Origin of the sequence: uncultured Cellulomonas sp. (assembly GCF_947494015.1) — a bacterium.
GTDB lineage: Bacteria > Actinomycetota > Actinomycetes > Actinomycetales > Cellulomonadaceae > Pengzhenrongella.
In genome coordinates this window covers 1-23,927 of record NZ_CANLTL010000007.1, presented here as the reverse complement: position 1 = coordinate 23,927, position 23,927 = coordinate 1, and the positions used below count along the sequence as shown (strand labels likewise).

The 23,927-nt window shown below is 75.8% G+C and carries 13 protein-coding genes and 1 pseudogene; 8 read left to right on the top strand and 6 right to left on the bottom strand.

Annotated features, from left to right (window positions below):
• The first annotated feature begins 26 nt into the window (after nt 1–26).
• The gene (locus tag Q0840_RS09450) at nt 27–665 is read left to right on the top strand and encodes a ribonuclease H (RefSeq protein WP_298459114.1); all 639 of its coding nucleotides are present in this window, start codon (nt 27–29) and stop codon (nt 663–665) included.
• 14 nt (nt 666–679) lie between these two features.
• Here Q0840_RS09450 and Q0840_RS09445 read toward each other — a convergent pair whose 3' ends face one another.
• From Q0840_RS09445 to Q0840_RS09435, 3 genes are all read right to left on the bottom strand, one after another.
• On the bottom strand, nt 680–4,903 hold the full coding sequence (locus Q0840_RS09445) for a S8 family serine peptidase (RefSeq protein ID WP_298459113.1): 4,224 nt from the start codon (nt 4,901–4,903) through the stop codon (nt 680–682).
• Nucleotides 4,904–5,051: 148 nt separating this feature from the next.
• Complete coding sequence (locus tag Q0840_RS09440) at nt 5,052–5,645, bottom strand: protein-L-isoaspartate O-methyltransferase (RefSeq protein ID WP_298459111.1); 594 nt, start codon at nt 5,643–5,645, stop codon at nt 5,052–5,054.
• Nucleotides 5,646–5,780: 135 nt separating this feature from the next.
• Nucleotides 5,781–6,059, bottom strand: a complete 279-nt coding sequence (locus tag Q0840_RS09435) for a hypothetical protein (protein WP_298459109.1) — start codon at nt 6,057–6,059, stop codon at nt 5,781–5,783.
• A 197-nt stretch (nt 6,060–6,256) separates the two neighbouring features.
• Between Q0840_RS09435 and Q0840_RS09430 the strand changes: the two genes are divergently transcribed.
• The 6 genes from Q0840_RS09430 (at nt 6,257) to Q0840_RS09405 (ending at nt 18,877) form a co-directional block, all read left to right on the top strand.
• Nucleotides 6,257–7,612, top strand: a complete 1,356-nt coding sequence (locus tag Q0840_RS09430) for a D-alanyl-D-alanine carboxypeptidase family protein (RefSeq protein WP_298459356.1) — start codon at nt 6,257–6,259, stop codon at nt 7,610–7,612.
• A 98-nt stretch (nt 7,613–7,710) separates the two neighbouring features.
• Nucleotides 7,711–8,148, top strand: coding sequence for an OsmC family peroxiredoxin (locus tag Q0840_RS09425; RefSeq protein ID WP_298459107.1), 438 nt, complete (start codon nt 7,711–7,713; stop codon nt 8,146–8,148).
• Between the two features lie 236 nt (nt 8,149–8,384).
• Nucleotides 8,385–11,288, top strand: coding sequence for an FAD-binding and (Fe-S)-binding domain-containing protein (locus Q0840_RS09420; RefSeq protein ID WP_298459355.1), 2,904 nt, complete (start codon nt 8,385–8,387; stop codon nt 11,286–11,288).
• A gap of 195 nt (nt 11,289–11,483) precedes the next feature.
• Nucleotides 11,484–16,946 carry a fibronectin type III domain-containing protein gene (locus Q0840_RS09415; RefSeq protein ID WP_298459105.1) on the top strand — a complete coding sequence of 1,821 codons (5,463 nt, stop codon included), beginning with the start codon at nt 11,484–11,486 and terminating at the stop codon, nt 16,944–16,946.
• A 132-nt stretch (nt 16,947–17,078) separates the two neighbouring features.
• Nucleotides 17,079–17,375, top strand: a complete 297-nt coding sequence (locus Q0840_RS09410; RefSeq protein WP_298459104.1) for a thiamine-binding protein — start codon at nt 17,079–17,081, stop codon at nt 17,373–17,375.
• A 134-nt stretch (nt 17,376–17,509) separates the two neighbouring features.
• The gene (locus Q0840_RS09405; RefSeq protein ID WP_298459102.1) at nt 17,510–18,877 is read left to right on the top strand and encodes a hypothetical protein; all 1,368 of its coding nucleotides are present in this window, start codon (nt 17,510–17,512) and stop codon (nt 18,875–18,877) included.
• Nucleotides 18,878–18,898: 21 nt separating this feature from the next.
• On the opposite strand, the gene Q0840_RS09400 is transcribed toward Q0840_RS09405, so the two are convergent.
• The 3 genes from Q0840_RS09400 to Q0840_RS09390 all read right to left on the bottom strand — a co-directional run bounded on the left by Q0840_RS09400 (nt 18,899) and on the right by Q0840_RS09390 (nt 22,571).
• Nucleotides 18,899–19,861 carry a zinc-binding dehydrogenase gene (locus Q0840_RS09400; RefSeq protein ID WP_298459101.1) on the bottom strand — a complete coding sequence of 321 codons (963 nt, stop codon included), beginning with the start codon at nt 19,859–19,861 and terminating at the stop codon, nt 18,899–18,901.
• A 37-nt stretch (nt 19,862–19,898) separates the two neighbouring features.
• Nucleotides 19,899–21,131, bottom strand: coding sequence for a homoserine O-acetyltransferase (locus Q0840_RS09395; protein WP_298459099.1), 1,233 nt, complete (start codon nt 21,129–21,131; stop codon nt 19,899–19,901).
• A 117-nt stretch (nt 21,132–21,248) separates the two neighbouring features.
• Nucleotides 21,249–22,571 carry a bifunctional o-acetylhomoserine/o-acetylserine sulfhydrylase gene (locus Q0840_RS09390; RefSeq protein WP_298459097.1) on the bottom strand — a complete coding sequence of 441 codons (1,323 nt, stop codon included), beginning with the start codon at nt 22,569–22,571 and terminating at the stop codon, nt 21,249–21,251.
• A gap of 445 nt (nt 22,572–23,016) precedes the next feature.
• Here Q0840_RS09390 and Q0840_RS09385 point away from each other — a divergent pair.
• Nucleotides 23,017–23,927: pseudogene (locus Q0840_RS09385) on the top strand (glycoside hydrolase); the annotation flags it as partial.

Here is a 23,927-nt window from a genome sequence, read left to right as displayed (position 1 = left end):
GCGGGCCGGAGGTGGAGGAGATGCCGGTGATCACCGTCAGCACGGACGGCTCGTGCCTGCGCAACCCGGGTGGGGCGATCGGCTGGGCGTGGGTGGACCACGCCGGCGGGGCGGCGTCGGGCGGGCTGACGTCGGGGACCAACCAGGTCGCCGAGCTGATGGCCCTGCTGGAGGCGATCGAGTCGCACCCCGGCGCGGAGCCGCTGCACATCGAGTCCGACTCGCAGTACGCGATCAAGTGCGCCTCGGTGTGGGTCGCCGGGTGGCGGCGCAAGGGCTGGCGGACGGCCGGCGGGGGACCGGTGCAGAACCTGGCGCTCGTCCAGGGCATCGACCGGGCGATCGCAGGACGGGACGGGCCGGTGACGTTCGGGTGGGTCCGCGGCCACGTGGGCAACCACTTCAACGAGCTGGCGGACCAGCTCGCGGGCGCGGCGGCGCGTGAGGCGCAGGCGGGTCGCCCGTCGGTCACCCGTCAGCCCGCACCCCCCGAGACGGGCCGGTCCGCTCGACCGGCCGCACCCGGCCTGCCCGGCACCACGCCCGGCACCACGCCCGACGACGTGCTCGACGACGTGCCCGGTACCGTGCCCGACGGGGCGCCGGACGGCGTTCGGCGCACCGCCCCGCCGGCCGGCACCCCGGTGGTCGACGTCCTGTTCTGACCGCGGCAGCCGGCTCAGCGCACCCGCATCGTCCGCATGTCCACCACGGGCCGGTAGCCGGCGTTGCCGCCGTACACGGCGGTCACCAGCGCCGACCGGCTCATCCGCGGCAGCTGGAACTGCGCGGTCCCGTCCTCGGCGAGGTCCACCGAACCCACCCGGCGCAGGTTGACCAGCACCGTGACCGTTCCGGTCGGCGTCGGGCCGCCGTCGGGGCCGGCGACCGTGACCGTCACGGTGGGACGGCCGGCGCGCCCGACCGTCCACGTCGCGGTCCCCATCGTGACCACGGGCCGTGCCGCGGTCACCCGCAGGCGCAGCGGCGTGCTCGCCGAGCCCGCCACGTCGGTGCTGCCGAGGTAGACCGCGGTGAGGCGGTGAGCCCCGACCTCCAGGTCGGTGGGCAGCGCGATGCGGGCCGCACCGGCGCCGTCGCTCCCGAGCCGGCCGGAGGCCAGAACCCGCTCACCGGCGCGGATCTCCACGACGCCGGACGCGGCGGTCCGCGCGTCGACGGTCACGAGCGCCGTCGTGGGCGTGCCGAAGCCGATCGCCCGGTCGGTCAGCCGCAGCGCCACCGACGACGACGCCCGTGTGACCTCGACCGGCACGCCGGCCGAGGACGACGCGTCCCAGTGCGCGGACGCCGGGACGAACTCGGCGCTCACCGTCCGGGTGCCCGCGCCGAGGGGGACGGCGAGCGTCGCGGAGCCGTCCACGACCGGGACCGTCCCGAGCGCCTGGCCGGCGGCGGAGAACGTCACGCTGCCCGTGGCCCCGGCCGGCTCGATCCGTGCGGTGAGGTGCACGTCGGCGCCCGCCACCCGGTCGCCGGTGACCTGCAGCGTGGTGCTGGTCGGGGTGGACAGCGGCGCGACGACGTCGACCACCTGCGCCCGGGTGGCCGGGGTCGCGTTGTGGGTGTGCAGGACCAGCAGCGGCGGCGCCGTCGTGCCGGGCGCTGCGGTGCGGTGCACCGTGACCGGCGTGCCGGCCGCCGCGGCGAACAGCACAGAGCCCGGGGTGCCGCCGTCGAACCAGTACTCGGGCGTGTACGGGTCCACGGTGAACGGCTCGGCGCGGTCCAGGGTGCCGCTCGGGTCCGGGGCGTAGTCGGGGGAGTAGGTCCACACGGTGAACGTGGGGGTCTGCCCGGGGACGACGCCCAGCGCCGCGAGCCCGATCGGCACCACGACGACGTTGTTGTCGAACACCGTCGTGTCGACGTCCCCGAACGTGCCGTTGACCGGGATCTCCCCGCGCAGCGCACCGGTCCGGGTGTCCCAGGTCTGGGCGGTGGTCACGTCGAGGTCGGGCGCCGTCTGCTGGACCACGGTCTGCCGGTCCACGGCGCCGTCGCCGTCGACGTCGGTGTCCACCACGATGCGCACGGACCGGCCGAGGGTCGCCCACTCGCCCTCGGTGACCACGCCGATGCCGACCAGCCCGTCGACGGCCGGGTCGGCGCCGACGGCCGCGACCTGCGGCGCCGTGGAGGCGAACCCGATCTGGCGCAGGTCCCCCGCGGCGAACGACGACGCCGACGTCGGCCCGGCGGGCGGCGCCAGGCGCGGGCTGCCGGCGACCAGCTGCAGCGGCGCGACCAGCGACCGCCAGCCGCCGTCGTCCACGCCGCGGCCGGTCAGCGTCAGCGGTGCCTGCGCGGAGCCGGGGTGGGGGAAGGTGACGGGCTCGGCGGTCAGGGCGCTGGTCAGCCGGGGGGCCGCCTGCACCGGGACGCGCAGCTCGGCGTCGTCGGAGCGCAGCAGCAGGCGGCCGCTCAGTGCGGCGACGTGCTCGCGCGGGATGGCGGCGCCGAGGTCGTAAGTGCGCGCGGCGGTCGGGTCCAGGTCGCGCTCGAGCGTGGCGGGGTCGGCGGTGAGGGTCAGGGTCACCAGCGCGTCGCCGCCCGCGGGCACCTCGACGGTGGCCGGTGAGGTGGTGATGGTCGCGCCGCCGGCCGTGGTCGCCGCGTCGAAGGACGTGCGGTACCGGACCGGGTCGGGCCCGGTGTTGCGCACCGTGACGGTGCGACGCTCGACAACGGTCCGTGCGCCCACCGGGACGACGCCGAACGTCACCGACACCAGCGCGGGGTCGTCGGTGGCGTAGGCGAAGGTGCCGGTGCGCACCGCGTCGAGCGCGTCGACCCGGCCCGCACCGACCCGCGCGGGCCCGAAGACCGGGCCGGTGCGGTCGACGCCCACGTGGACGTCGTGCGTCGCGGTGTTCATGACGGCCGCCTTGACCTCGGCCGGGGTCCAGTCGGGGTGCGCGGCCCGGACCAGGGCGGCGATGCCCGCCACGTGCGCGGCCGCCATCGACGTCCCGGAGCGCACGGCCGCCCCGGTCCCGGTCCCGGACGCCGCGGACCAGATCTGCTCACCGGGAGCGGCGACGTCGGGCTTGACGATGCCGAGCGAGCCGTGCACCCCGCGGGCGGAGCCGCCGCTGAGCGTGTCGGCGACCGAGGGGTTGGTGACGGTCTGGCTGCCGGCGAGCGACGGGCCCATCCGCAGCACGACGCCGCCGCGGCGCACCTCCGGCAGCAGTGCGTCGGTGGCGGCCGCCGTCAGCTGGGCGCCCGGGATCGCGGCGTTGCCGCCGATGGCGACGGGGAAGTACGGCAGGGCGGTGCCGAGCAGCACCCCGACCGCTCCGGCAGCCTGGGCGTTGTCCCAGCGCACGCCGGTGCCGCACGGGCGGGCCGCGGCGTCGTCGTCCCAGGCCAGGTAGACGATCGTGCCGGCGACGGGCGCGCCGGACGCGGGCAGCGGGGCGCAGCCCGTGACGTCGTCCCCGAGGTAGGTGACCGGCGCGGTGACGTCGGGCCCGGTGTAGGACAGCGTGGCCTGCGCGGCGTGCGCGCCGACGACGTCGGGGCTGGGCGCGGCCACGACCTGGACCCCGTCGAGGGTCTGCCGGTCGCCGACCGACCAGGCGACGGTCAGGCCGCTGCGTGCGCTGCCCGGGACGCCGCCGGCGTCGGTGACGTCGCCGCCGTTGCCGGCCGAGAAGACCGACAGCACCCCGAGGTCGGCCAGCCGGTCGACGAACAGGTTCTCGGGGTCGTCGGCGGGCGCCCCGTCCGTGCCCATCGACACCACCAGCACGTCCAGGCGGTCGTCGAAGACGTGGTCGCCGTTCGGGTCGGCGGCCCACTCCATGGCGTCGATGGTCAGGTGGGTCGAGCCGCCGCCGTCCCCGAACACCTTCAGGGCGTAGACGCCCGCGCCCGGTGCCGAGCCTGGCCCCACCGGCCATCCGGTCAGGTCGGGTGCCTGGGTGGGGTCCCCGCGGAAGGTGGCACCGTCGGGGGTCACGCCGCGGCCGACCGCGGTCGCGGCCACATGGGTCCCGTGACCGCCCCCGGCCGCGGCCGGCGGGTCGATCGGGTTGTCGTCCGGGGTCGGCACCGGGCTGGACCCGGGCGCGCCGCCGGCGTCGTAGCGGGGGCCGGCGAAGTCGTGACCGCCGAGGAAGACGGTCGGGTCGGTGCTCCCGGTGGGGATCGGACCGGTGCCGTCCGCGCCGTAGGCGGCGGCGTAGGCCTCGGGCGTCCCGGGGCCGCCCAAGGTGGCGTGCGTGTAGTCGATCCCGGTGTCGATGACCCCGACCCGCATGCCCTCGCCGGTGCGGCCGGTGGCCTGCCAGGCCTGGCGGGCGCGGGTCAGGACGTCGGTGGCCGCGTTGTCGACCGTCTTGGCGGTCACCCGGTGCACCGCGACGACCTCGGGCCGATCGGCCAGCGCGCGGACCTGGGCGGCGTCACCGCGCACGACCGTGCCGGCGACCAGGTTGGTGGTGACCGACAGCCGCTGCGGGGCGGGCGTCGCCAGCCGGGCGGTGGCGTCCTCCGGGACGACGGCCTCGGCGAGCGCCTCGATGTGCTCGGTCGCCGAGCCGACGGCGGCCTCCCCTGCGCCTGCCCGCGCGACGTCCAGCGCGGAGGGCGCGGACAGCTGGACGAAGGCGGTCACCACGCCCTGCGCGCCGATCAGCCCGGGTGCGACCTTGTCCGGCCGGCCGGTCGGCAGCTGCGCGACGGCGAGCCCGCTCGACGAGGGGTCGGGGCGCGCGGCGGGGGCGGGCAGGGCGGCCGGGGCCGGCCCGGTGGCGGGGGCCGGGAGGGCGGCGGGGGCGGGCTCGGTGGCGGGGGCGGCCGTGGCCGCCGGCCCGAGTGCGGTCGCGGCCGCGACGGCCAGGCCGGTCAGGGTGGCGAGCAGCGGTCGGCGCATCGTCGGTCTCAGCTTCCGGTGGTGCGGGTCGCGGTCGGCGCCCCGACGGGCCGGGTCGGCCGGCGCCGTCGATGGACTGTGCCCTGCACGGTAGTCGCCGTCCGCCGACCCCCCTCACACGGCCCCGGGTGAACGTGGCGGCGCACGGTCAGGTCCCCCCGGGACGCCCGCGCAGCGGGACGAAGCGGTAGCGCCCGTGCGTCGACCGGCGCACCCGGTCGCCGTCGCGCACCACCAGCCACATCTCCTCGCCGACCGGGATGACCAGTCGGCCGCCGTCGGCGAGCTGGTCGACGAGGGCGTCCGGCAGGGCGCTGGGCGATGCCGAGCACAGGATGCGGTCGTACCCGCCCGGCCGGGGCCACCCCAGCACGCCGGGCTGGGCGGGCAGCACCTGCGCCCACGGCGTCCCGCAGCCGGCCAGGCTGCGCGCGGCGCGGTCGGCGAGCTCGGGCTCGAGCTCGACCCCGAGGACGCTGCCGTGCGGTCCCACCAGCCGGGCGAGGATCGCCGTCGTCCACCCCGAGCCGGCGCCGACGTCGAGCACGCGGGCCCCCGGCCGGACGTCGAGCAGGCGCAGCATGGCGGCCACGGTCGCGGGCTGCGAGCAGGTCTGGCCGAGCCCGATCGGCAGCGGACGGTCCTCGTGCGCGTGCGCGTGCTGGTCCGGCGGCAGGAAGGCGCGGCGGTCGAGCGAGGCCATCGCCGCGGCGACGTCGTCCGGCTGGGCAGCACCCGTCATCGCGCACCTCCACCGTCCGGTGCCCGGGCGTCGGGCGCCCGGGAGGACCAGGGTAGGTCGCCGTGCCGGCCGGTGGCCCGGCGCGGTGGCGCGATCGCCCGGGCGCGCCCGCTGCCCACGGACGGGCCGGTGATGTCAGGCGATGGGCTCGGTGACGTGGCGCTTGGGACCGGGGCGCCCCGGGGCGCGGCGCTCCTCGATGCCCTCGAGCGTCGTCGCCCGCCACACCGCGCCACCGTTGAGCCGGCCGTCCGGCGGGGGCAGCCAGGGCACCTTGCGGGACAGCCAGACGCGGATGGTCGCGTGCTCGACCCCGAGGCGGTCGGCGAGGCGTCCGATGTCGTACAGGTCGTCCAGGCCGCGCGACGGCGACGGTGCCGCAGGCAGCCCCGACGGCGCAGGGTCGAGGTCCACGACGTGAGAGTAGGCCACCTGTCGCGCTTGCGTGACACAGGCGTGAGGTGATGCAGGGCACAGGGAAGCAGTGTTACGGAAGCGTAACGACGTCACGTAACGTGTTGCGCGTGAGTGACAGGATGCCGACTTCACGGCGAACGTCCGGAGGCCGGCACCGCGCCGCTGCCGCGCCGGCACGCCGCCGTCCCCGCGTGATGATCCCCGGCCTGGCCATCAAGGGCGGTCTGGTTCTCGCCCTGGCCGTGAGCCTGGGCGGCTACACGGTCGCCGAGTCCGCGACCCAGCGTGCCGTCGTCGCCGACCGCGAGGCCCAGGCCCTGGCCGCCGCCGAGCAGGCCCGTGCCGACGTCGCCGCCGAGCGCGAGCGCGCCGTGGCCACCGCGCAGGACGCGATCGCCGACGCCACCGCCGTGCAGACGGTGGCCGCGACCTCCGTCGCCGAGGCCGACCTCGCGCCCCTGGAGCAGGCGGTCGAGGAGCTCAACGAGCTGCTGGTCGAGGTCCCGCGGGCGCCGCTGCCGCCGCTGCCGGGTGAGGACGCCGACACGACCGGTGTCGACTCCGCCGCGACGCCGACGCAGATCCCCCCTGCGCCGACCGACCAGTCGTCGTCCGAGGAGTCGTCGTCCGGCGAGGCCGCCTCCGGGCAGGCGTCGTCCGACGACCCCGCCGCCACCGCCGAGGCCGCCGCCCCGCAGACGAGCGACCCGGTGGTCGAGCGCGCCCCCCGTGCCTCCCGGTCGACCGCCGCGCGTGACTCGCTGACCACGGCGTCCGACGACGCCGCCGCCCCGGACGTCCCCGCGGACGCGCCCACCGGGGTCGACCCCGAGGTCGCCGACCAGGTCGAGGCCGGCGCCGCGGACGACGCCGCGGAGCCCGCGACGGCCGACGTCGCCGACGGCGGCGTGGACGACGCCACCGGCACGCCCGTCCCGGCCGACGACGCGCAGCCGGACGACGAGCTGTCCGCCGAGATCCTGGCCGCCGTGGCGCGCGTGACCGAGGTCGCCGCCCAGGTGCAGGCGACCGCGGACGCGAACCTCGCTGCGCAGCAGGCCGCCGAGGCAGCTGCGGCCGAGGCCGCGGCGCAGGAGGCGGCCCGGGTCGCCGCCGAGGCGGCCGAGAAGGCCGCGCAGCGTGCCTCGCTCGACGCCTACGCCAATGGCCGGGTCCCGGCCGAGGCGCTGTGCGACCTGCCGGGCGGCGGCGGTCACCAGCTGCGGTGCGACGCCGCCGAGGCGCTCACCGCCCTCGACGCCGCCTACCGCGCGCAGTTCGGCACCTCCCTGACGATCAGCGACTCCTACCGCTCCTACGCCGCGCAGGTCGCGTGCCGTCGGGTCAAGGGCTACCTGTGCGCCACGCCGGGCACGTCCAACCACGGCCGCGGGGTCGCCGTCGACCTCGCCGGCGGGGTGCAGACGTTCGGCACGCGCCAGCACCGCTGGATGGCCGAGAACGCGGGCCAGTACGGCTGGGTGCTGCCGGAGTGGGCGCGGGCCGGCGGCTCGAAGCCCGAGGCGTGGCACTGGGAGTACACGGGCTGAGTCCCGGCGGCACGGTCGCTGCTGCGGGCCGGTGCCCGCCGACCTAGGTTGGGGTCGGGCGCCGGACGGGCGCCCCACCCACGACCGAGGGAGCACCCATGCCCACCCGTACCGCACGTACCGCCTGGAACGGCACGCTCAACGAGGGCGGCGGCCAGGTCGAGCTGACGAGCTCCGGCGTCGGCACGTACGACGTGTCCTTCCCCAAGCGCACCGCCGACGACGCCGGTGGCACCACCAGCCCGGAGGAGCTCATCGCGGCCGCGCACTCCTCGTGCTTCGCGATGCAGCTGTCCGCCGTCATCGCCGAGGCCGGTGGCACACCGATCTCGCTCGAGGTGACCGACGACGTGACCCTCGCGCCGGACCCGGCCGGCGGCTTCCGCATCTCGGAGGTCACGGTCGTCGTGCGCGGTGAGGTCGACGGCCTCGACGCCGACGGGTTCGTGCAGGCCGCGCAGACGGCCAAGGAGACGTGCCCGGTCAGCAAGGCGCTCGCCGGCACCACGATCACCCTCGACGCCGCCCTCGACTGATCCCCACCCCGCCAAGTGCGACGTCGTGGACCCTTCCCGGACCGCGAAGGGTCCACGACGTCACACTCGGCGCGGGGTGCGGGGCGCGGGGTGCGCGGGCGCGGGCGCGCGCGGGTGCACGGGGGCTCGGGCGGCGGTGGGACACTGAACCCGTGTCGCTCGTGAGCACCCCTCGCCCCTCGCCGGACCCGGCCGCCGACGACCGCCGCGACCTGGTGGCCGCCCTGCGCGGCGCGATGCGCGGCGCCGTCGACGACTCCACCCGGCGCCGCGCGGAGTACTCCACCGACGCCTCGAACTACCGGGTCGTCCCGCAGGTGGTGGCCTTCCCGCAGGACCCCGACGACGTCCTGGCGGCGCTCGCGGTCGCCCGGGACGCCGGCGTGCCGATCACGACCCGCGGGGGCGGCACCTCGGTGGCGGGCAACGCCGTCGGCCCCGGCCTGGTGCTGGACCTGTCCCGCAACCTGGGACGCATCCTCGAGATCGACCCCGAGGCGCGGACCGCCCGCATCGAGCCGGGCGTGATCATGTCGAGCCTCCAGCGCGCCGCCGCACCGCACGGTCTGCGCTTCGGCCCCGACCCCTCCACCCAGGCCCGCGCGACCCTCGGCGGGATGATCGGCAACAACGCGTGCGGCCCGCGCGCGGTGGCCTACGGGCGCACGGCGGACAACGTCCTCGAGCTCGACGTCGTCGACGGCACCGGCCGGCGGTTCACCGCGGGCAGGGGCTTGGAGGTCGTCCCCGGGCTCCCCGAGCTGGTGCGGGCCAACCTCGGCACCATCCGCACCGAGCTCGGCCGGTTCGGCCGGCAGGTGTCCGGCTACTCGCTCGAGCACCTGCTGCCCGAGAACGGGTCCGACCTGGCCAAGGCGCTGGTCGGCACCGAGGGCACCGTGGTGACCATCCTGGGCGCGACCGTCCGCCTCGTCCCGGTCCCGTCCGCCCCGGTCCTCGTGGTGCTCGGCTACCCCGATATGCCCACCGCAGCCGACGCCGTCCCGGCGCTGCTCGCGCACCGGCCGCTCGCCATCGAGGGGATGGACGCGCGGCTCGTCGACGTCGTGCGCCGGCTGAGGGGAGCCGCCGCCGTGCCGCCGCTGCCCGAGGGGGCCGGCTGGCTCATGGTCGAGGTCGGCGGGGACGACCTGGACGAGGCGGTGGCCCGGGCGCACGCGCTCGCCGCCGACGCCGGCACGCGTGCCGTCGGCGTGTTCCCCCCGGGGCCGCAGGCGCGCGCGATGTGGCGCATCCGGGAGGACGGCGCGGGGCTCGGCGGCCGGACGCCGTCGGGGGAGCAGGCGTGGCCGGGCTTCGAGGACTCCGCGGTGCCGCCCGAGCGGCTGGGCGCGTACCTGCGCGACCTGGAGGCGCTGATGGCCTCCCACGGCGTCGACGGCCTGGCGTACGGCCACTTCGGCGACGGGTGCGTGCACCTGCGCCTCGACATCCCGATGGAGCGCTCCGGCACCCCGCTGCGCGCGTTCATGATGGACGCCGGCCGACTGGTCGCGTCGCACGGCGGCTCGATGTCCGGCGAGCACGGCGACGGCCGGGCCCGCGGGGAGCTGCTGCCGCTGATGTACTCCCCGGACGCGATCGCGATGTTCGAGGGCTTCAAGCACCTGCTCGACCCGGCCGACGTGCTCAACCCGGGCGTCGTCGTGCGCCCGCGCCCGCTCGACGCCGACCTGCGCCGCCCCGCCGCGCTGCCGATCGCCGCCGACGGCGGCTTCGCGTACCGCCACGACGCCGGGGACTTCACCACCGCGGTGCACCGGTGCGTCGGGGTGGGCAAATGCCGCGCCGACACCGGGGCGACCGGCGGGTTCATGTGCCCGTCCTACCTGGCCACGCGCGACGAGAAGGACTCCACCCGCGGGCGGGCGCGCGTGCTGCAGGAGATGGCCAACGGCACGCTGGTGGCCCGCGGGTTCCGGTCGGCGGAGGTGCACGAGGTCCTGGACCTGTGCCTGAGCTGCAAGGCCTGCTCGAGCGACTGCCCCGCCGGGGTCGACATGGCGCAGTACAAGGCCGAGGTGCTGCACCGCACCTACCGGCGCCGGCTGCGCCCGGTGAACCACTACGCGCTGGGCTGGCTGCCGCGCTGGGCGAGGATCGCCGCGCTGGCCCCGGGCGTGGTGAACGCGCTGCTCGGCGTGCGGCCACTGGCGAAGGTCGTGCTCGCGGCCGGGGGCATGGACACCCGCCGCACGATCCCGCGGTTCGGCCGGTCCTTCCGCGCCGCCTGGCGCCGCGGAGGCGCCGGACGAGGCCCGGTCAGCCCGCGCGACGCGGCGGCGGCCGCCGGGGCCGACGGCGTCGCCCCCGCCGCCGGGGACGGCGCGGTCCCCGACCACGGCGGCGGCGGCGTGCGGCGGCCGGTCGTGCTGTGGGTCGACTCCTTCAGCGACACGCTCGCCCCGGGCGTCCCCCAGGCCGCGGCCCGGGTGCTGCGCGCCGCCGGGTACGACGTCGTCGTCCCGGACCAGGGCGCATGCTGCGGTCTGACCTGGATCAGCACCGGCCAGCTCGACGGTGCACGCCGCCGGCTGACCGACCTGCTCGGGGTGCTCGGGCCGTACGCGGTCAACGGCGTGCCGATCGTCGGGCTCGAGCCGAGCTGCACCGCGGTGCTGCGCTCGGACCTGCTCGACCTGCTGCCGGACGACCCCCGCGCGGTGGCCGTCGCCCGCGAGACCCGGACCCTCGCCGAGCTGCTCACCAGCCCGGCGCCCGTCGGTCCGGACCCGGCGTCCGGCTGGGTCGTGCCGGACCTGTCCGACGTGACCGCCGTGGTCCAGCCGCACTGCCACCAGTACTCGGTGATGGGCTTCGACGCCGACCGCACGCTGCTGGAGACGGCCGGCGCGCAGATCACCACGCTCGCCGGCTGCTGCGGCCTGGCCGGCAACTTCGGCATGGAGAAGGGCCACTACGACGTGTCGGTCGCCGTCGCCGAGAACGCCCTGCTGCCGGCGCTGCGGGCGGCGGGGGAGGGGGACGTGTTCCTCGCCGACGGGTTCTCCTGCCGGACGCAGGCCGAAGGGCTCGCGGGCGTGCGCGGCACGGCGCTCGCCGAGCTGCTGGCGGACCGGTTGCCGGCGTTGGACCGGACGGCGCCCGCCCCCGGCTGAGCGTCCGGGCCACCCGGCGGCCCGGACCCGGCCGGATTTGTTCAACGGCACACGTTGACCCCATCCATGGAAAGCCCTTGCCAGGGGGTCCAGCGGCGCGGTAGACACGACGCTGTCGCCGTCGCATGAATCGTTTCATCGCCGCGTCGACCGGCCCGACCGAACCTCTCAACGCCGAGACGAAGGTGTCACGCCATGCAGCCAGCACGACCTCGGGGGCATGCCGTCCCCCTGATCGCCCTCACCACAGCCGTCGGCCTCGCCGCGGCCGGTGCACCCGCCGTCGCCGACGACGCCGTGCCGGTGCGACAGTTCGACTTCGGCACCGCCACCAGCCCCGTCGGCGACGGGTGGACCGGCGTCCCGGACACCAACCGGTACACCGCCGGGGCGGGATTCGGCATCGAGACGGTCGGCGGCGTCGACCCGATCTCGCGCGACCGCACCGCGAGCGACGTCCCCGCGGACGCGGTGGCGAACGACTTCGTCCTGGCGACCGCCTGGCGGTTCCTGGTGGACGTGCCCGACCGCACCTACGACGTCCGGGTGGTCTCCGGGGACAAGCTCCCCACCGCGAGCACGACGAAGACCCAGGTCACCCTCGAGGGCGTCGTGGCGGGGACCGTGCAGGCGCGCCGCGCCACGTCCGAGGCCACCTTCCGCACCACCGTCGCCGACGGACAGCTCACCGTGGACCTCACCGGCGAGGGCGCGGGCGGGTACGTCAACGCGATCGCGATCACCCCGGTGACCGGCGAGCCCGGTCCCGGCCCCGACCCCGAGCAGCCCGTCCCCACCCTGGCCTCGCCGCAGTCCGTCCGGATGGCCCACGTCACGTCGGACGCCGTGACCCTGCGCTGGGACGAGGTGACCGACGCGACCGGGTACGTGGTCTCCCGCGCGGACGCCGTCGACGGCCCCTACACGGTCGTCGCCGAGACGCCGCCGCGCGTGGTGTTCACGACCGACGCCGTCGACACCTCCACCGCGCACTACTACCGGGTGCAGGCCCGCCACCCCTCGGGTGTGTCGGCGCCGTCGGCGGCCGCCGTCTCCACCCTGACCGGCGCCGCCCCCGTCCTGCCCGACGACGGCGTGCTGTCCTTCGACCTGGGCAGCGGCGCGCTGGCCCCCGGCGCCACCCGGCTCGATGCCACGACGGCCTGGACACCGCAGACGCGGGCGGGCTTCGTCGACGTCTCGGCCGTCACCGCGACCGACCGCGGCACCGCCGACGCCACCCGGTCCGACTTCGTGACCGTCGGCGACACCGAGCTCGTCGTCGACCTGCCCGCCGGGGACTACGCCGTCGCGCTCATCGCGGGCGACCCGCAGGGCGCGACCGACATCGGGCTGGTCGCCGAGGAGATGACCAAGGTCCAGCCCACCACCAGGGCGGCCGGCCAGACCCTCGAGATGTCGTTCGACATCGCCGTCGTCGACGGCCAGCTCAACCTCGAGCTCGCCGGCACCGCCGCCAACCTGGCGTCCCTGGTGATCACCCAGAAGAGCCCGCGCGAGGCGGGTGCCGAGCCGACCGTGTGGGTCACCGGTGACTCCACGGTGCAGACCTACACGGCCGACTTCGCACCGCAGGCCGGCTGGGGCCAGATGATCGACCGGTTCCTCTCCGACGACGTCACGGTCGAGAACAAGGCCATCGGCGGCCGGTCGTCGAAGAACTTCATCAGCCAGGGGCGCCTCGACGAGGTGCTGCTGAGCATCCGGCCGGGCGACTACCTCCTGGTCCAGTTCGGGCACAACGACAACAGCTATGGCGTCGACGACCGGTACGCCGCACCCGGTGACTACGCCGAGTACCTGCGGACCTTCGTCGACGGCGCGGTCCAGCGCGGAGCCACCCCGGTGCTCGTCACCCCGGTGTCCCGCCGGTCCTTCGACGCCGCGACCGGTGCGGCGAACGTGTCGTTCCCGCAGTACGTCGAGGCCGCCACCGCGCTCGCGCAGGAGACCGGCACGGCCCTGGTGGACCTGTCCGCCTCCAGTCGCGCGTACCTGACCGAGATCGGCCCCGAGGCCGCGACGTCGGTCTTCCTGCACGTGCCGGCGGGGGTGTACCCCGGTCGGCCCAACGGCACCACGGACGACACCCACTTCCAGGAGTACGGCGCCATCCAGATGGCTCGTCTCGTCGCGGCCGATCTCGCCGAGCTGGAGATCCCGCTCGCCGAGGAGGTCGTGCAGGTCGAGCCCCCGGCGCAGGTGCCGGACCAGCCGGTCGGGCTGGTCGCCGGCAGCGTGTCCAACGCCGGCGCGCAGCTCACCTGGGACGCCGTCGAGGGCGCGGACATCTACCAGGTCTTCGGTCGACCGTCCGGCGCTGGCGACGACGCCTGGACGCTGATGACGACGTCGACCCTGCCGCAGGCGGGCGTCGTCGGGCTCACCCAGGGGACCGCGTACGACCTGCGGGTCGTGGCCGTCAACGGCCGCGGCGACTCCGTCCCGTCCCAGCCGGTGCAGATCACGACGAAGGCGCCGCTGTACGCGTTCGACCTGCAGCTGGCCGGCAACCCCACCATGGCGGGGTACCTGCCGATCGACCAGACCACCGTGTACACGGCCGACGCGGGGTACGGCTTCGCGTCCGTGACCGGGCTCGGCGGGCGCGACCGCGGCACCGGCTTCGACCCCGTGCCCACCGACCTCGAGCGTGACTTCCTGCTGCCCGGTCCGGGCAACGAGCTGCGGGTGGACGTGCCGAACGGCTCGTACGCCGTCAAGGTCTACTACGGCGACCCGCTGGGCACGGGCCGCCTGGGCGTCAGCCTCGAGGGCAAGGACTACGGCGCCGCCAACGGTGGTCGCGGCACCGTGGCCGACCGCATCCTGCAGCCGGTGCTGGTGACCGACGGCCAGCTCACCGCGGTGCTCGAGGGCTGGATCAACGGGATGGAGATCACCCCGCTGCAGTACGCGCCGACCGGTCTCGCGGCGGACGACATCAGCATCGACGGCACGCAGGTCGCGGTCTCGCTGAGCTGGACCGGAACGGACGACTCCGTCGGCTACCGCGTCCTGCGCCGGTCGGCGTCGGCGACGCAGGCCGAGGCGCTCGGCGACGTGGCGGGGACCTCGTTCGTGGACACCACCGCCGACGTCGGCCTGGAGTACACCTACACGGTCGTCGCGCTCGACCCGGCCGGCACCGCGTCGGTCCCGTCGAACGCGGTCACCCTGACCACCGTCGACCCCGACGTCGCACCGGCGGCCTCGCCGTCCGGGCTCACGCTCGACGCGGTGAACAAGAACGACGTCACCCTGGGCTGGGACGCCGTCGACGGCGCGCTGTTCTACCAGGTGTTCCGGGCCGACCCGGGGGCGGACGGCACGCCCGGCGAGCTCCGGCTCGTGGGCCGCGCCGACGGGCCGACGTACACCGACACCGACGTGCTGACGACCGTCGAGTACGTCTACGCGGTCGCGTCCGTCAACGCCGGTGGGGTGTCCGACCCGTCCGCGACCGTCACGTCCCCGGCCGTCACCACCCTCGTGCGGCAGGCCGAGCGGCTCGACCGCTCCCCGGTCGCCGTGGCGACGGACGGCGGGGTCTACCTGGGCTGGCGCATGCTCGGCCTGGACCCCGACACGATCGCCTTCCACGTCTACCGCGACGGCGGGCGGATCACGACCGAGCCGCTGACCGCCAGCACCAACCTGCTGGACGACGGCGGCGACACCGGCTCGACCTACCGGGTCTCCTCGGTCGTCAACGGGATCGAGCGGTGGGCGACGGGTGAGTTCACGGTCTGGGACTCCCAGACGCTGGACGTCCCGCTGGACAAGCCCGCCGACGGGGTGACCAAGGACGGGCAGCCGTACTCCTACCGGGCCAACGACGCGTCGATCGGCGACGTCGACGGCGACGGCCAGTACGAGATCGTCCTGAAGTGGGACCCCACCAACTCCCAGGACAACTCCCGGGCCGCCTACACCGGCACCGTGTACGTCGACGCGTACAGGCTGGACGGCACCCGGCTGTGGCGGATCGACCTGGGTCGCAACATCCGGGCCGGCGCCCACTACACCCAGTTCCAGGTCTACGACCTGGACGGCGACGGCCGCGCCGAGGTCACGATGAAGACGGCGGACGGCACGGTGGACGGTGCGGGCGTCGTCATCGGCGACCCGCGGGCGGACCACCGCAACTCCGGCGGCTACGTCCTGACCGGTCCGGAGTACCTCACGGTCTTCGACGGTCGCACCGGCGCCGCGATCGACACCGTCGACTACACGCCCGGGCGTGGCGTCGTCGGCGACTGGGGTGACACCTACGGCAACCGGGTCGACCGGTTCCTGGCGGGGGTCGCGTACCTGGACGGCGAGCACCCCAGCGTCGTGTTCAGCCGGGGCTACTACACCCGCACGGTGCTCGCCGCCTACGACTTCGACGGCAGCACGCTGACGCGGCGGTGGACGTTCGACTCGAACGACCTGGGCGACGAGTACGCCGGTCAGGGCAACCACCAGTTCTCGGTGGCCGACGTCGACGGGGATCAGAAGGACGAGATCGTCTTCGGCTCGCTGACGATCGACGACGACGGGTCGCCCCTGGACAACACCGGCCTGGGTCACGGGGACGCGCTGCACGTGTCCGACTTCGACCCCTCGCGCCCCGGCCTGGAGGTGTTCGCCGCGCACGAGGAGGCCCCGTCCACCGAGGGCATCGGTGCCACGTTCCGCGACGCGGCGACCGGGGAGGTCCTGTGGTCCATCCCGGCGACGAAGGACACCGGGCGGGCCGCGATGGGGGACATCGACCCGCGGTACGCCGGTGCCGAGGGCTGGGCCGTCGGTGGCGACGCGGCGTGGAACTCGCCGGTCGGCCAGCTGCGGTCGGTCACCGGGGAGCTGATCGCCGAGAGGATCCCGGCGGCCAACTTCCTCACCTGGTGGGACGGCGACCTGCTGCGGGAGGTCACCGACCACGACTGGGACGAGGCGACCCGGACGGGCGTCCCGACGATCTCGAAGTGGGACCCGCAGGCCACCGAGTCGGTCGAGATCTACCGGGCGACCGGCACACTGACCAGCAACGACACCAAGGGCAACCCGGCGCTGCAGGCCGACCTGCTCGGTGACTGGCGCGAGGAGATCGTCACGCGGCTCGAGGACTCCTCGGCGCTGCGGATCGCGACCACGGTCGACGTGACCGAGCACCGGCTGCGCACGCTGATGTCCGACCCGGTCTACCGGCTGGGCGTGGCGTGGCAGAACACGTCGTACAACCAGCCCCCGCACACCTCGTACTTCCTCGGGCACGGGATGCAGGCGCCGTCGGCGCCGAGCATCGCGTACACCGGCGAGGACACGGGGCCGGGGCAGCGCGTGGACGGCCCGGCGACGGCCGCGCCGCGTGCCGGGCACCTGTCGATCGACGACCCGCGCGGCAGCTCGGACGGGACGTTCACCCTCACGGTGCGCATCCCCGACGGGCAGAACGCGAGCAGCGTGACCTGGACCGTCGACGGTGAGGTGATCGGCTCGGAGGAGCTCGTGGACCGCACGCCGGCGGAGCAGGTCGCCACGATCGACGTCACCGGGCTCGCGCCGGGCTGGCACGACCTCGGGTGCGAGCTGGGCAACCAGCACGGGACGACCGACTGCAAGCCGATCAAGGTGCGGGTCAAGGGCTGACGTCGCACGCCGGCGCCCCGCACACGGCGAGGGCCGCACCGTCCGCAGACGCCGGGCGGTGCGGCCCTCGCCGCGTCCGTGGCCGGCGGCCGTCCACGCGCGGTGCGGGCGTCGTCTGAGAGAGTGGGGACCATGCTCATCGCCTTCTCCGTCGCCCCGCTCGGCTCGGGTGAGTCCGTCACCGAGGCGGTGGCCGACGCCGTCCGGGTCGTCCGCGAGTCCGGTCTGCCGAACCGCACGGACGCCATGTTCACGACGCTCGAGGGCGAGTGGGACGAGTGCATGGACGTGGTCCGGCGCGCCACGGAGGCCGCCGGGAAGCACGGTGGCCGGGTCTCGCTGGTGCTCAAGGCGGACATCCGCCCGGGGCGGACCGGTGAGCTGACCGGCAAGGTCGACCGGGTGGAGGCCCGCCTGGCGGGCGGCTGACCGGCCCGCGACCGGTCGCGCCGCGACCACCACCGCGCGGCAGCACCACCGAGCACGACGGCGGGTCGACGTCCGGTTGACGCCGCACGAAGCCACCGCCGAAGGTGGAGCCCGCACCGGAGGGAGCGACCTGCATGCCGATCTTCGAGCTCGACACCGGCCGACCGACGGTCCTGCAGCCCATGCGGCCGGCCGCCGGCACGTTCGACAACGACAGCGCCGCCCTCGTCGCCGAGCACCTGGTCGGCCTGCTCGGCGAGCCGCTGTTCCCGGTGGCCGTGCGCGAGCCCGGCGCGGACTCCCCGCACCTGCTGGCGGTCGACGCGGCGGGTCAGCCGGTGGTCGTCGAGGTGGTGCAGGTGCTGGACACCGCCACGCTGACGCGGTCGCTGCGGTACGCCGGCACGGCGGCCCGGATGAGCTCGGTGGACCTCGCCCGGGCGTACCGGTCGGGCCCGGAGGACTTCGCGACGGACCTCGTCGCCTTCCGTGAGGGCGTCCCGGTCGCGCGGGCGCACGCGGCGGCGCGGCACGGAGGTGCGCGCCTGTTCGTGCTCTGCTCGGAGGTCGCCGAGAACGTGGTCGACGCGGTCGAGTTCCTCCGCGGCCCCGGGCGCCAGATCGAGGTGCTCCAGCTCGGGGTGGTCCGCGGCGCGGACGGGCGCCGGTACGCCGAGGTCTCGCCGCTGGTCGCCGACGTGCCGCGCCGCCGGCCGGTGGAGCCGTCCACGCTACGGGTCCTGCCGCACACCGGTGCGCTGCCCGTGGTCACCCCGCGCGCCGACGACGGTCGCCGGCTGGCCGCCGATGCCGACGACGTGGACCTCGACGACGTCGACGTCGACGGCACGGGGCAGCCGGGGGCGGGCACGGACCGGGAGCGGGTGGTCGGCGCGCTTGCGCCCACCGGCACCTTCCCGTCGGTGCTGCCCGTCCCCGTCGGCCCGGTCGGGGCCGAGCCCGCCGACGTCCAGCCCGTCGATGCCCAGCCCGTCGATGCCCAGCCCGACGACGACGCGACCACGGACGCGATCGACGCCGCGGACGACGAGCCGGTCGACGCCACATCCGTCCCGGAGCCGGTCGTCCACCCGGACGCCGCGCCGGCCGACGAGACCGACGCTGCACCCACCGAGCCCGAGCCCGAGCCCACCGAGCCCGAGTACACCGAGTCTGGGCTCACCGAGCCCGAGCCCACCGAGCCGCTCCCCGCGCTGACCTCCCTCGCCGGCGTGCTCGGCGGCACCACGACGCTCGTGTGGCGCCGGCTCCGCCGCGGTCAGCGGTTCGTGCTCGCGCTGCTCCCCGACGGCCGCCTGCAGCTGCCGGACGGCACCGTCTTCACCGACCCGGACGTCGCCGCGACGACGGTCGCGGGCGCGGAGTCGCCGCTGGACGGGTGGCGCGCCTGGCACATCGGGGACGGCGGCCCCGCGCTCGCCGACGCCGTCGACCACGCGGCGCCCACCGACCCGCCCACCGACCCGGCCGCAGCGGGCTGACCCGGGCCGCGACGCCGGCCGTCAGGCGGGCACCAGCACGACCTTGCCGAACTGGCTGCCCGCCGCCAGCCGCTCGAACGCCTCCCGGGCGCGCGGCAGGGGCACCTCGCGGTCCACGACCGGGCGGACGCCGGTGCGGTCCAGCAGGCGCAGCAGCCCGGCCAGGTCCTCACGCGACCCCATCGTGGCGCCCAGGACCCGGATCTCCTGAAAGAAGAGCCGCGTCAGCTCCGCCGGGGCCGCGTCGCCCGAGGTCGCGCCCGCGACGACGATGGTGCCGCCCGGCCGGACCGAGCGCACCGAGTGCGACCAGGTGGCAGCACCCACCGTCTCCAGCACGACGTCGACCTTGGCCGGCAGCCGGTCGCCGGGCTCGACCGCGCTCGCCGCGCCGAGGTCCAGGGCGCGGCTCCGCTTCCCCTCGTCCCGGCTGGTCACGTGCACCTCGAGACCGGTGGCGGCGCCCAGCAGGACCGCCGCGGTCGACACCCCACCACCGGCGCCCTGGACCAGCACCCGGTCGCCCGGCCTGGCGCCCGCGCTGGTGAACAGCATCCGGTAGGCGGTCAGCCAGGCCGTCGGCAGGCACGCGGCCTGCGTGAACGACAGCCCGGCCGGCTTGGGCAGCAGGTTCCAGGTGGGCACCGCGACCCGCTCGGCGAACGTCCCCGGGTAGCGCTCGGACAGCAACGTCCGGGTCTCGTCCGGACCCACGCCGTGGCCGGTCACGCCGATGACGCCGTGGACCACCACCTCGCGCCCGTCCGGGGTCACGCCCGCCGCATCCGTCCCCAGGATCATCGGCAGCTGGCCGGCGCGCAGCCCCACCCCGCGCAGCGACCACAGGTCGTGGTGGTTCAGCGAGGCGGCGCGCACCTCGACCGTCGTCCAGTGCTCGCGCGGCTCCGGCTCGGGCCGGTCCCCGACGACGAGGCCGTCCAGCGGGTGGTCCGGGTCGAGGTGGGCGGCGTAGGCGGCGAGCATGCCGCCAACCTACGCCGTGACGGCCGGACGCCCCGGCTCAGCCCTCGGCGAGGAAGTCGGTGACGATCGGCCCGAGCTGGTCGGCTTCGATGAGGAAGCCGTCGTGCCCGAAGTCGGAGTGGATGGTCCGCAGCACCGCGCCGGGGATGCCGGCGGCCATCCGCTCGGACTGCGCCGGCAGGTACAACCGGTCGGAGTCGACCGCCACGACCAGCGTGCGCGCGGAGATGTCCGCCAGCGCAGCGTCCACGCCGCCCCGGTCGCGGCCGAGGTCGTGGGAGAGGATCGACCGGGTCAGCGCGACGTAGGAGTTCGCGTCGAAGCGCCGCGCCAGCTTGTCGCCGTGGTGGTCGAGGTAGGACTGCACCGCGAACCGGCCGCCGCCGAGGGTCTGCTCGCCGTGCTGCGGGATCCGTCCGAAGCGCTCGTCGAGCTCGCGCGTGCTGCGGTAGGTGGTGTGCGCGATCTGCCGGGCGATCCCCAGGCCGACGTGCGGGCCGTCGCCCTCCGGCGCGTCGTAGTAGTCGCCGTCGGCGAAGTTGCGGTCCGCGCGGATCGCGGCGATCTGCGTGTGCGCCCAGGCGATCTGCTCCCCGGACGTCTGGGCTGTGGTCGCGATCGCCGCGAGCGCCCGCACCCGGCCCCCGAACATGGCGCCCCACTCGAGCACCCGCATCCCGCCCATCGACGCCCCGACCACCAGGGCCCAGCGGTCGATCCCCAGGCGGTCGCTCAGCGCGGCCTCGGCGGCCACCTGGTCCCGGACGGTGACGTACGGGAACCTGCCGCCCCAGGGGCGCCCGTCCGGTGCGGTGGACGCCGGACCGGTCGAGCCCTGGCAGCCGCCCAGGACGTTGGGTGCGACGACGAACCAGCGGTCGGTGTCGATGGGACGTCCGGGGCCGACGAGGTCCTGCCACCAGCCGGCGGTGCGGTGCCCCGGGCCTGCCGGGCCGGTGACGTGCGAGTCGCCGGTCAGTGCGTGCTGGACGAGGACGGCGTTGCTGCGGTCCGGCGCGAGGGTGCCCCACGTCTCGTAGGCCAGGGTGACGGCGGGCAGCCGTCCGCCGGCCTCGAGATCCAGCGGCCCGACGTCGACGAACTGCCGGCGTCCCACCGGGTCGCCGGCCCGCCACGCGGCGCTGGCCGGGACCGGCGCCGCGTCGTGCCGCCGGGGTGGTGCAGCGGTGGACCTGAGGGCACGGGTCGTCGCGGAGGAGGCCCCGGGTGCGTCCCCGGGGCCACCGGAGGCGTCACGTTCGGCAGGCACAGCAGCCCAATCTAGGTCGCCGGGCCGCCGTCCGCCCGGTCCGCCCACCCCCGCCGGGCGGGGCGCGGTCGTGGCGGGGGACGGGGGACCGGCCGCAGGACGGGACACCACCGGTGCTCAGGCCCCCTTGGCGGCGCGGAAGCCGGCCTCGAGATCGGCCAGGATGTCGTCGATGTGCTCCAGGCCGACCGCCAGCCGCACCAGACCCGGGGTCACCCCCGACAGCGCCTGCTCCTCGGCGGTCAGCTGGCTGTGGGTGGTCGACGCCGGGTGGATGACCAGCGACCGCACGTCACCGATGTTCGCGACGTGCGAGTGCAGCTCGAGCGCGGACACGAAGGCCTGCCCGGCGGCGCTGCCGCCCTCGACCTCGAACGCCAGCACGGCACCGGCCCCGCGCGGCGCGTACCGCTGCGCCTGCTCGTACCACGGGCTCGACGGCAGCCCGGAGTAGCGCACCCCGAGGACGTCGTCGCGTGCGTCGAGCCATTCGGCGACCCGCTGGGCGTTGGCCACGTGGCGCTCCATCCGCAGGGACAGCGTCTCGATCCCCTGGGCGATGAGGAACGCGTTGAACGGCGAGATGGCCGCGCCCAGGTCGCGCAGCAGCTGCACCCGCGCCTTGAGGATGTAGGACAGGTTGGCGCCGAACGCGCTGCCGACCCCGAGGTCGCGGGCGTACACCAGGCCGTGGTAGCTCGGGTCGGCGGTGTTGAAGCCGGGAAACCGCTCGGGCTGCTGGGCGTAGTCGAAGGTGCCCGCGTCGACGACCACCCCGCCGATGGCGGTGCCGTGCCCGCCGAGGTACTTGGTCGCGGAGTGGACCACGACGTCGGCGCCGAACTCGATCGGGCGGATCAGGTACGGCGTGGCGACGGTGTTGTCCACGACGAGCGGCACGCCCGAGGCGTGGGCGGCGTCGGCCACGGCGGTGATGTCGAGCACGTCGGCCTGCGGGTTGGGGATCGACTCGGCGAAGAACAGCTTCGTGCTCGGCCGGACGGCGTCGAGCCAGGCCTGCGGGTCGTGCGGGTCGCTGACGAAGGTCGTCGTCACACCGAGCTTCGGCAGGGTGTGGTGCAGCAGGTTGTAGGTGCCGCCGTACAGGCTCGGGCTGGCCACGACGTGGTCCCCGGCCTCGGCCACGTTGAGGATGGCGAACGTCGTCGCGGCCTGGCCGGACGCGAGCAGCAGCGCGCCGACGCCACCCTCGAGCGAGGCGAGGCGGTTCTCGACGACCTCGGCCGTCGGGTTGCCGATGCGGGTGTAGATCGGCCCGAGGTCCTTCAGCCCGAACCGGTCGGCGGCGACACCGGCGTCGGGGAACACGAAGGACGTCGTCTGGTAGATCGGCAGGGCGCGGGCGCCGGTGCCGGGGTCGGGCGTCTGGCCGGCGTGGATCTGGCGGGTCTCGAACGACCAGCTGGGGGTGGTGGTCATGGGCGGGCTCCTCGGGACGGGCCGCGGGAGGAGGTCAGCGCGCTGACCGTGCCCCCCGCGCGGGTGGGTGGGGGAGGTACGCGCGCCGGTGGCCCGGGTCGCCGGGCGCCGCGGCCCCGGCGAGGGGCTCGGGGCGACCGCGAGGGCACAGCCGAGTGCGCGCGGTCAGCGACACATTCGGCAGGACATGGCCGCGACAGTACGCAGGGCCACGGCCACGGTGATACGCGCGTCTCGGCATGCGGGACGCGGTCCGGGCTGCGTGGAGCGGTGCCCGGCCGTCCGTCCACCCAGGCGTGCAGGTCCGTCCCGATCCCTCCCGAATCACATCCATGTGACTCATGTGAATGTTGTGACTGGTGTTTGTTTGTGTGACGCGAGTCGATAGCGTTCCTCGGGCGCCCGCGGCCGCGGACGCTCCCAGACCGTCCAGGAGCACGCCCACATGGCCTCCCGAGCACGTACGCGAGTCCCCGTCGCCGCCCTGTGCGTCGGTGCGCTGACCGCGCTGGGTGCGCCGTCCGCCGCCGTCGCCACCCCGAGCGACGACGAGGTGCGGGCCGCCCGGCGAGCGGTCAGCGAGGGGCAGAGCGCGGTGGCCCGCATCGAGGTGGAGCTCGCGCGGATGTCCGCCGAGCGCGAGGCGGCCGACGTCGCCGCGCGCACCGCCGCGGAGGCGTACCTGCGCGCCGACGCGGAGCGGGCCGAGGCTGCGGCCACCGTCGCCCGGGCCGACGAGCGTCTGCGGGACGCCGACGTGGCGATGGAGGAGGCGCGCCGGACCCTGGTGGGCATCGCGCTCGCCGCGGCCCGGTCGAACGGCTCGGCGGAGGGTGTCCAGGCGTTCCTGTCCGCGGACGGCTTCGAGGAGATGGTGGACCGCAGTGCGGCCATCAGCCGGCTCGGCGGCCGCGCGGACGCCGCGGTCCAGCAGTTCCGGGCGGCGCGGCTGGTGGCCGACACCCTCGAGCAGCGCGCCGACGACGCCGCCGTGCGCAGCCGCGCCGCGGCCCAGGACGCCCAGGCGGCCCTGGCCGAGGCCGAGCGTGCCGAGCGGGCCGCCGGGGCCGCTGTCGCCACCGCCCAGGCCGAGCGTGAGTCGCTCGTCGTCCAGCTCGCCGCCGCACGCAGCACGAGCGCCGACGTCGAGCGCGCCCGGCAGGACGCCGTGGACGCCGAGCGGGCGGCGCGTGCGGACGCCGCCGCGCAGGCGGCGCGGACGCGTCCGGCCGCCACCGCGGCCACGCCCGCCGCGGGGGTGGGGGCGCAGGCCCCCCCCCGCTACGACGACGACGCCGTGCGGCTGCGGGTGACCGACCGCGCGCCCGCCGCGGCGCCGCCCGACCCGTCGGGGCG

Excerpts from the sequence above, each read along its gene's own strand:
- Q0840_RS09410 (WP_298459104.1), top strand. The coding sequence starts at position 17,079 with ATGCTCATCGCCTTCTCCGTCGCCCCGCTCGGCTCGGGTGAGTCCGTC.
- Q0840_RS09420 (WP_298459355.1), top strand. The coding sequence starts at position 8,385 with ATGCGCGGCGCCGTCGACGACTCCACCCGGCGCCGCGCGGAGTACTCC.
- Q0840_RS09440 (WP_298459111.1), bottom strand. The coding sequence starts at position 5,645 with ATGACGGGTGCTGCCCAGCCGGACGACGTCGCCGCGGCGATGGCCTCG.
- Q0840_RS09430 (WP_298459356.1), top strand. The coding sequence starts at position 6,257 with ATGATCCCCGGCCTGGCCATCAAGGGCGGTCTGGTTCTCGCCCTGGCC.
- Q0840_RS09400 (WP_298459101.1), bottom strand. The coding sequence starts at position 19,861 with ATGCTCGCCGCCTACGCCGCCCACCTCGACCCGGACCACCCGCTGGAC.
- Q0840_RS09390 (WP_298459097.1), bottom strand. The coding sequence starts at position 22,571 with ATGACCACCACCCCCAGCTGGTCGTTCGAGACCCGCCAGATCCACGCC.
- Q0840_RS09425 (WP_298459107.1), top strand. The coding sequence starts at position 7,711 with ATGCCCACCCGTACCGCACGTACCGCCTGGAACGGCACGCTCAACGAG.
- Q0840_RS09405 (WP_298459102.1), top strand. The coding sequence starts at position 17,510 with ATGCCGATCTTCGAGCTCGACACCGGCCGACCGACGGTCCTGCAGCCC.
- Q0840_RS09445 (WP_298459113.1), bottom strand. The coding sequence starts at position 4,903 with ATGCGCCGACCGCTGCTCGCCACCCTGACCGGCCTGGCCGTCGCGGCC.
- Q0840_RS09415 (WP_298459105.1), top strand. The coding sequence starts at position 11,484 with ATGCAGCCAGCACGACCTCGGGGGCATGCCGTCCCCCTGATCGCCCTC.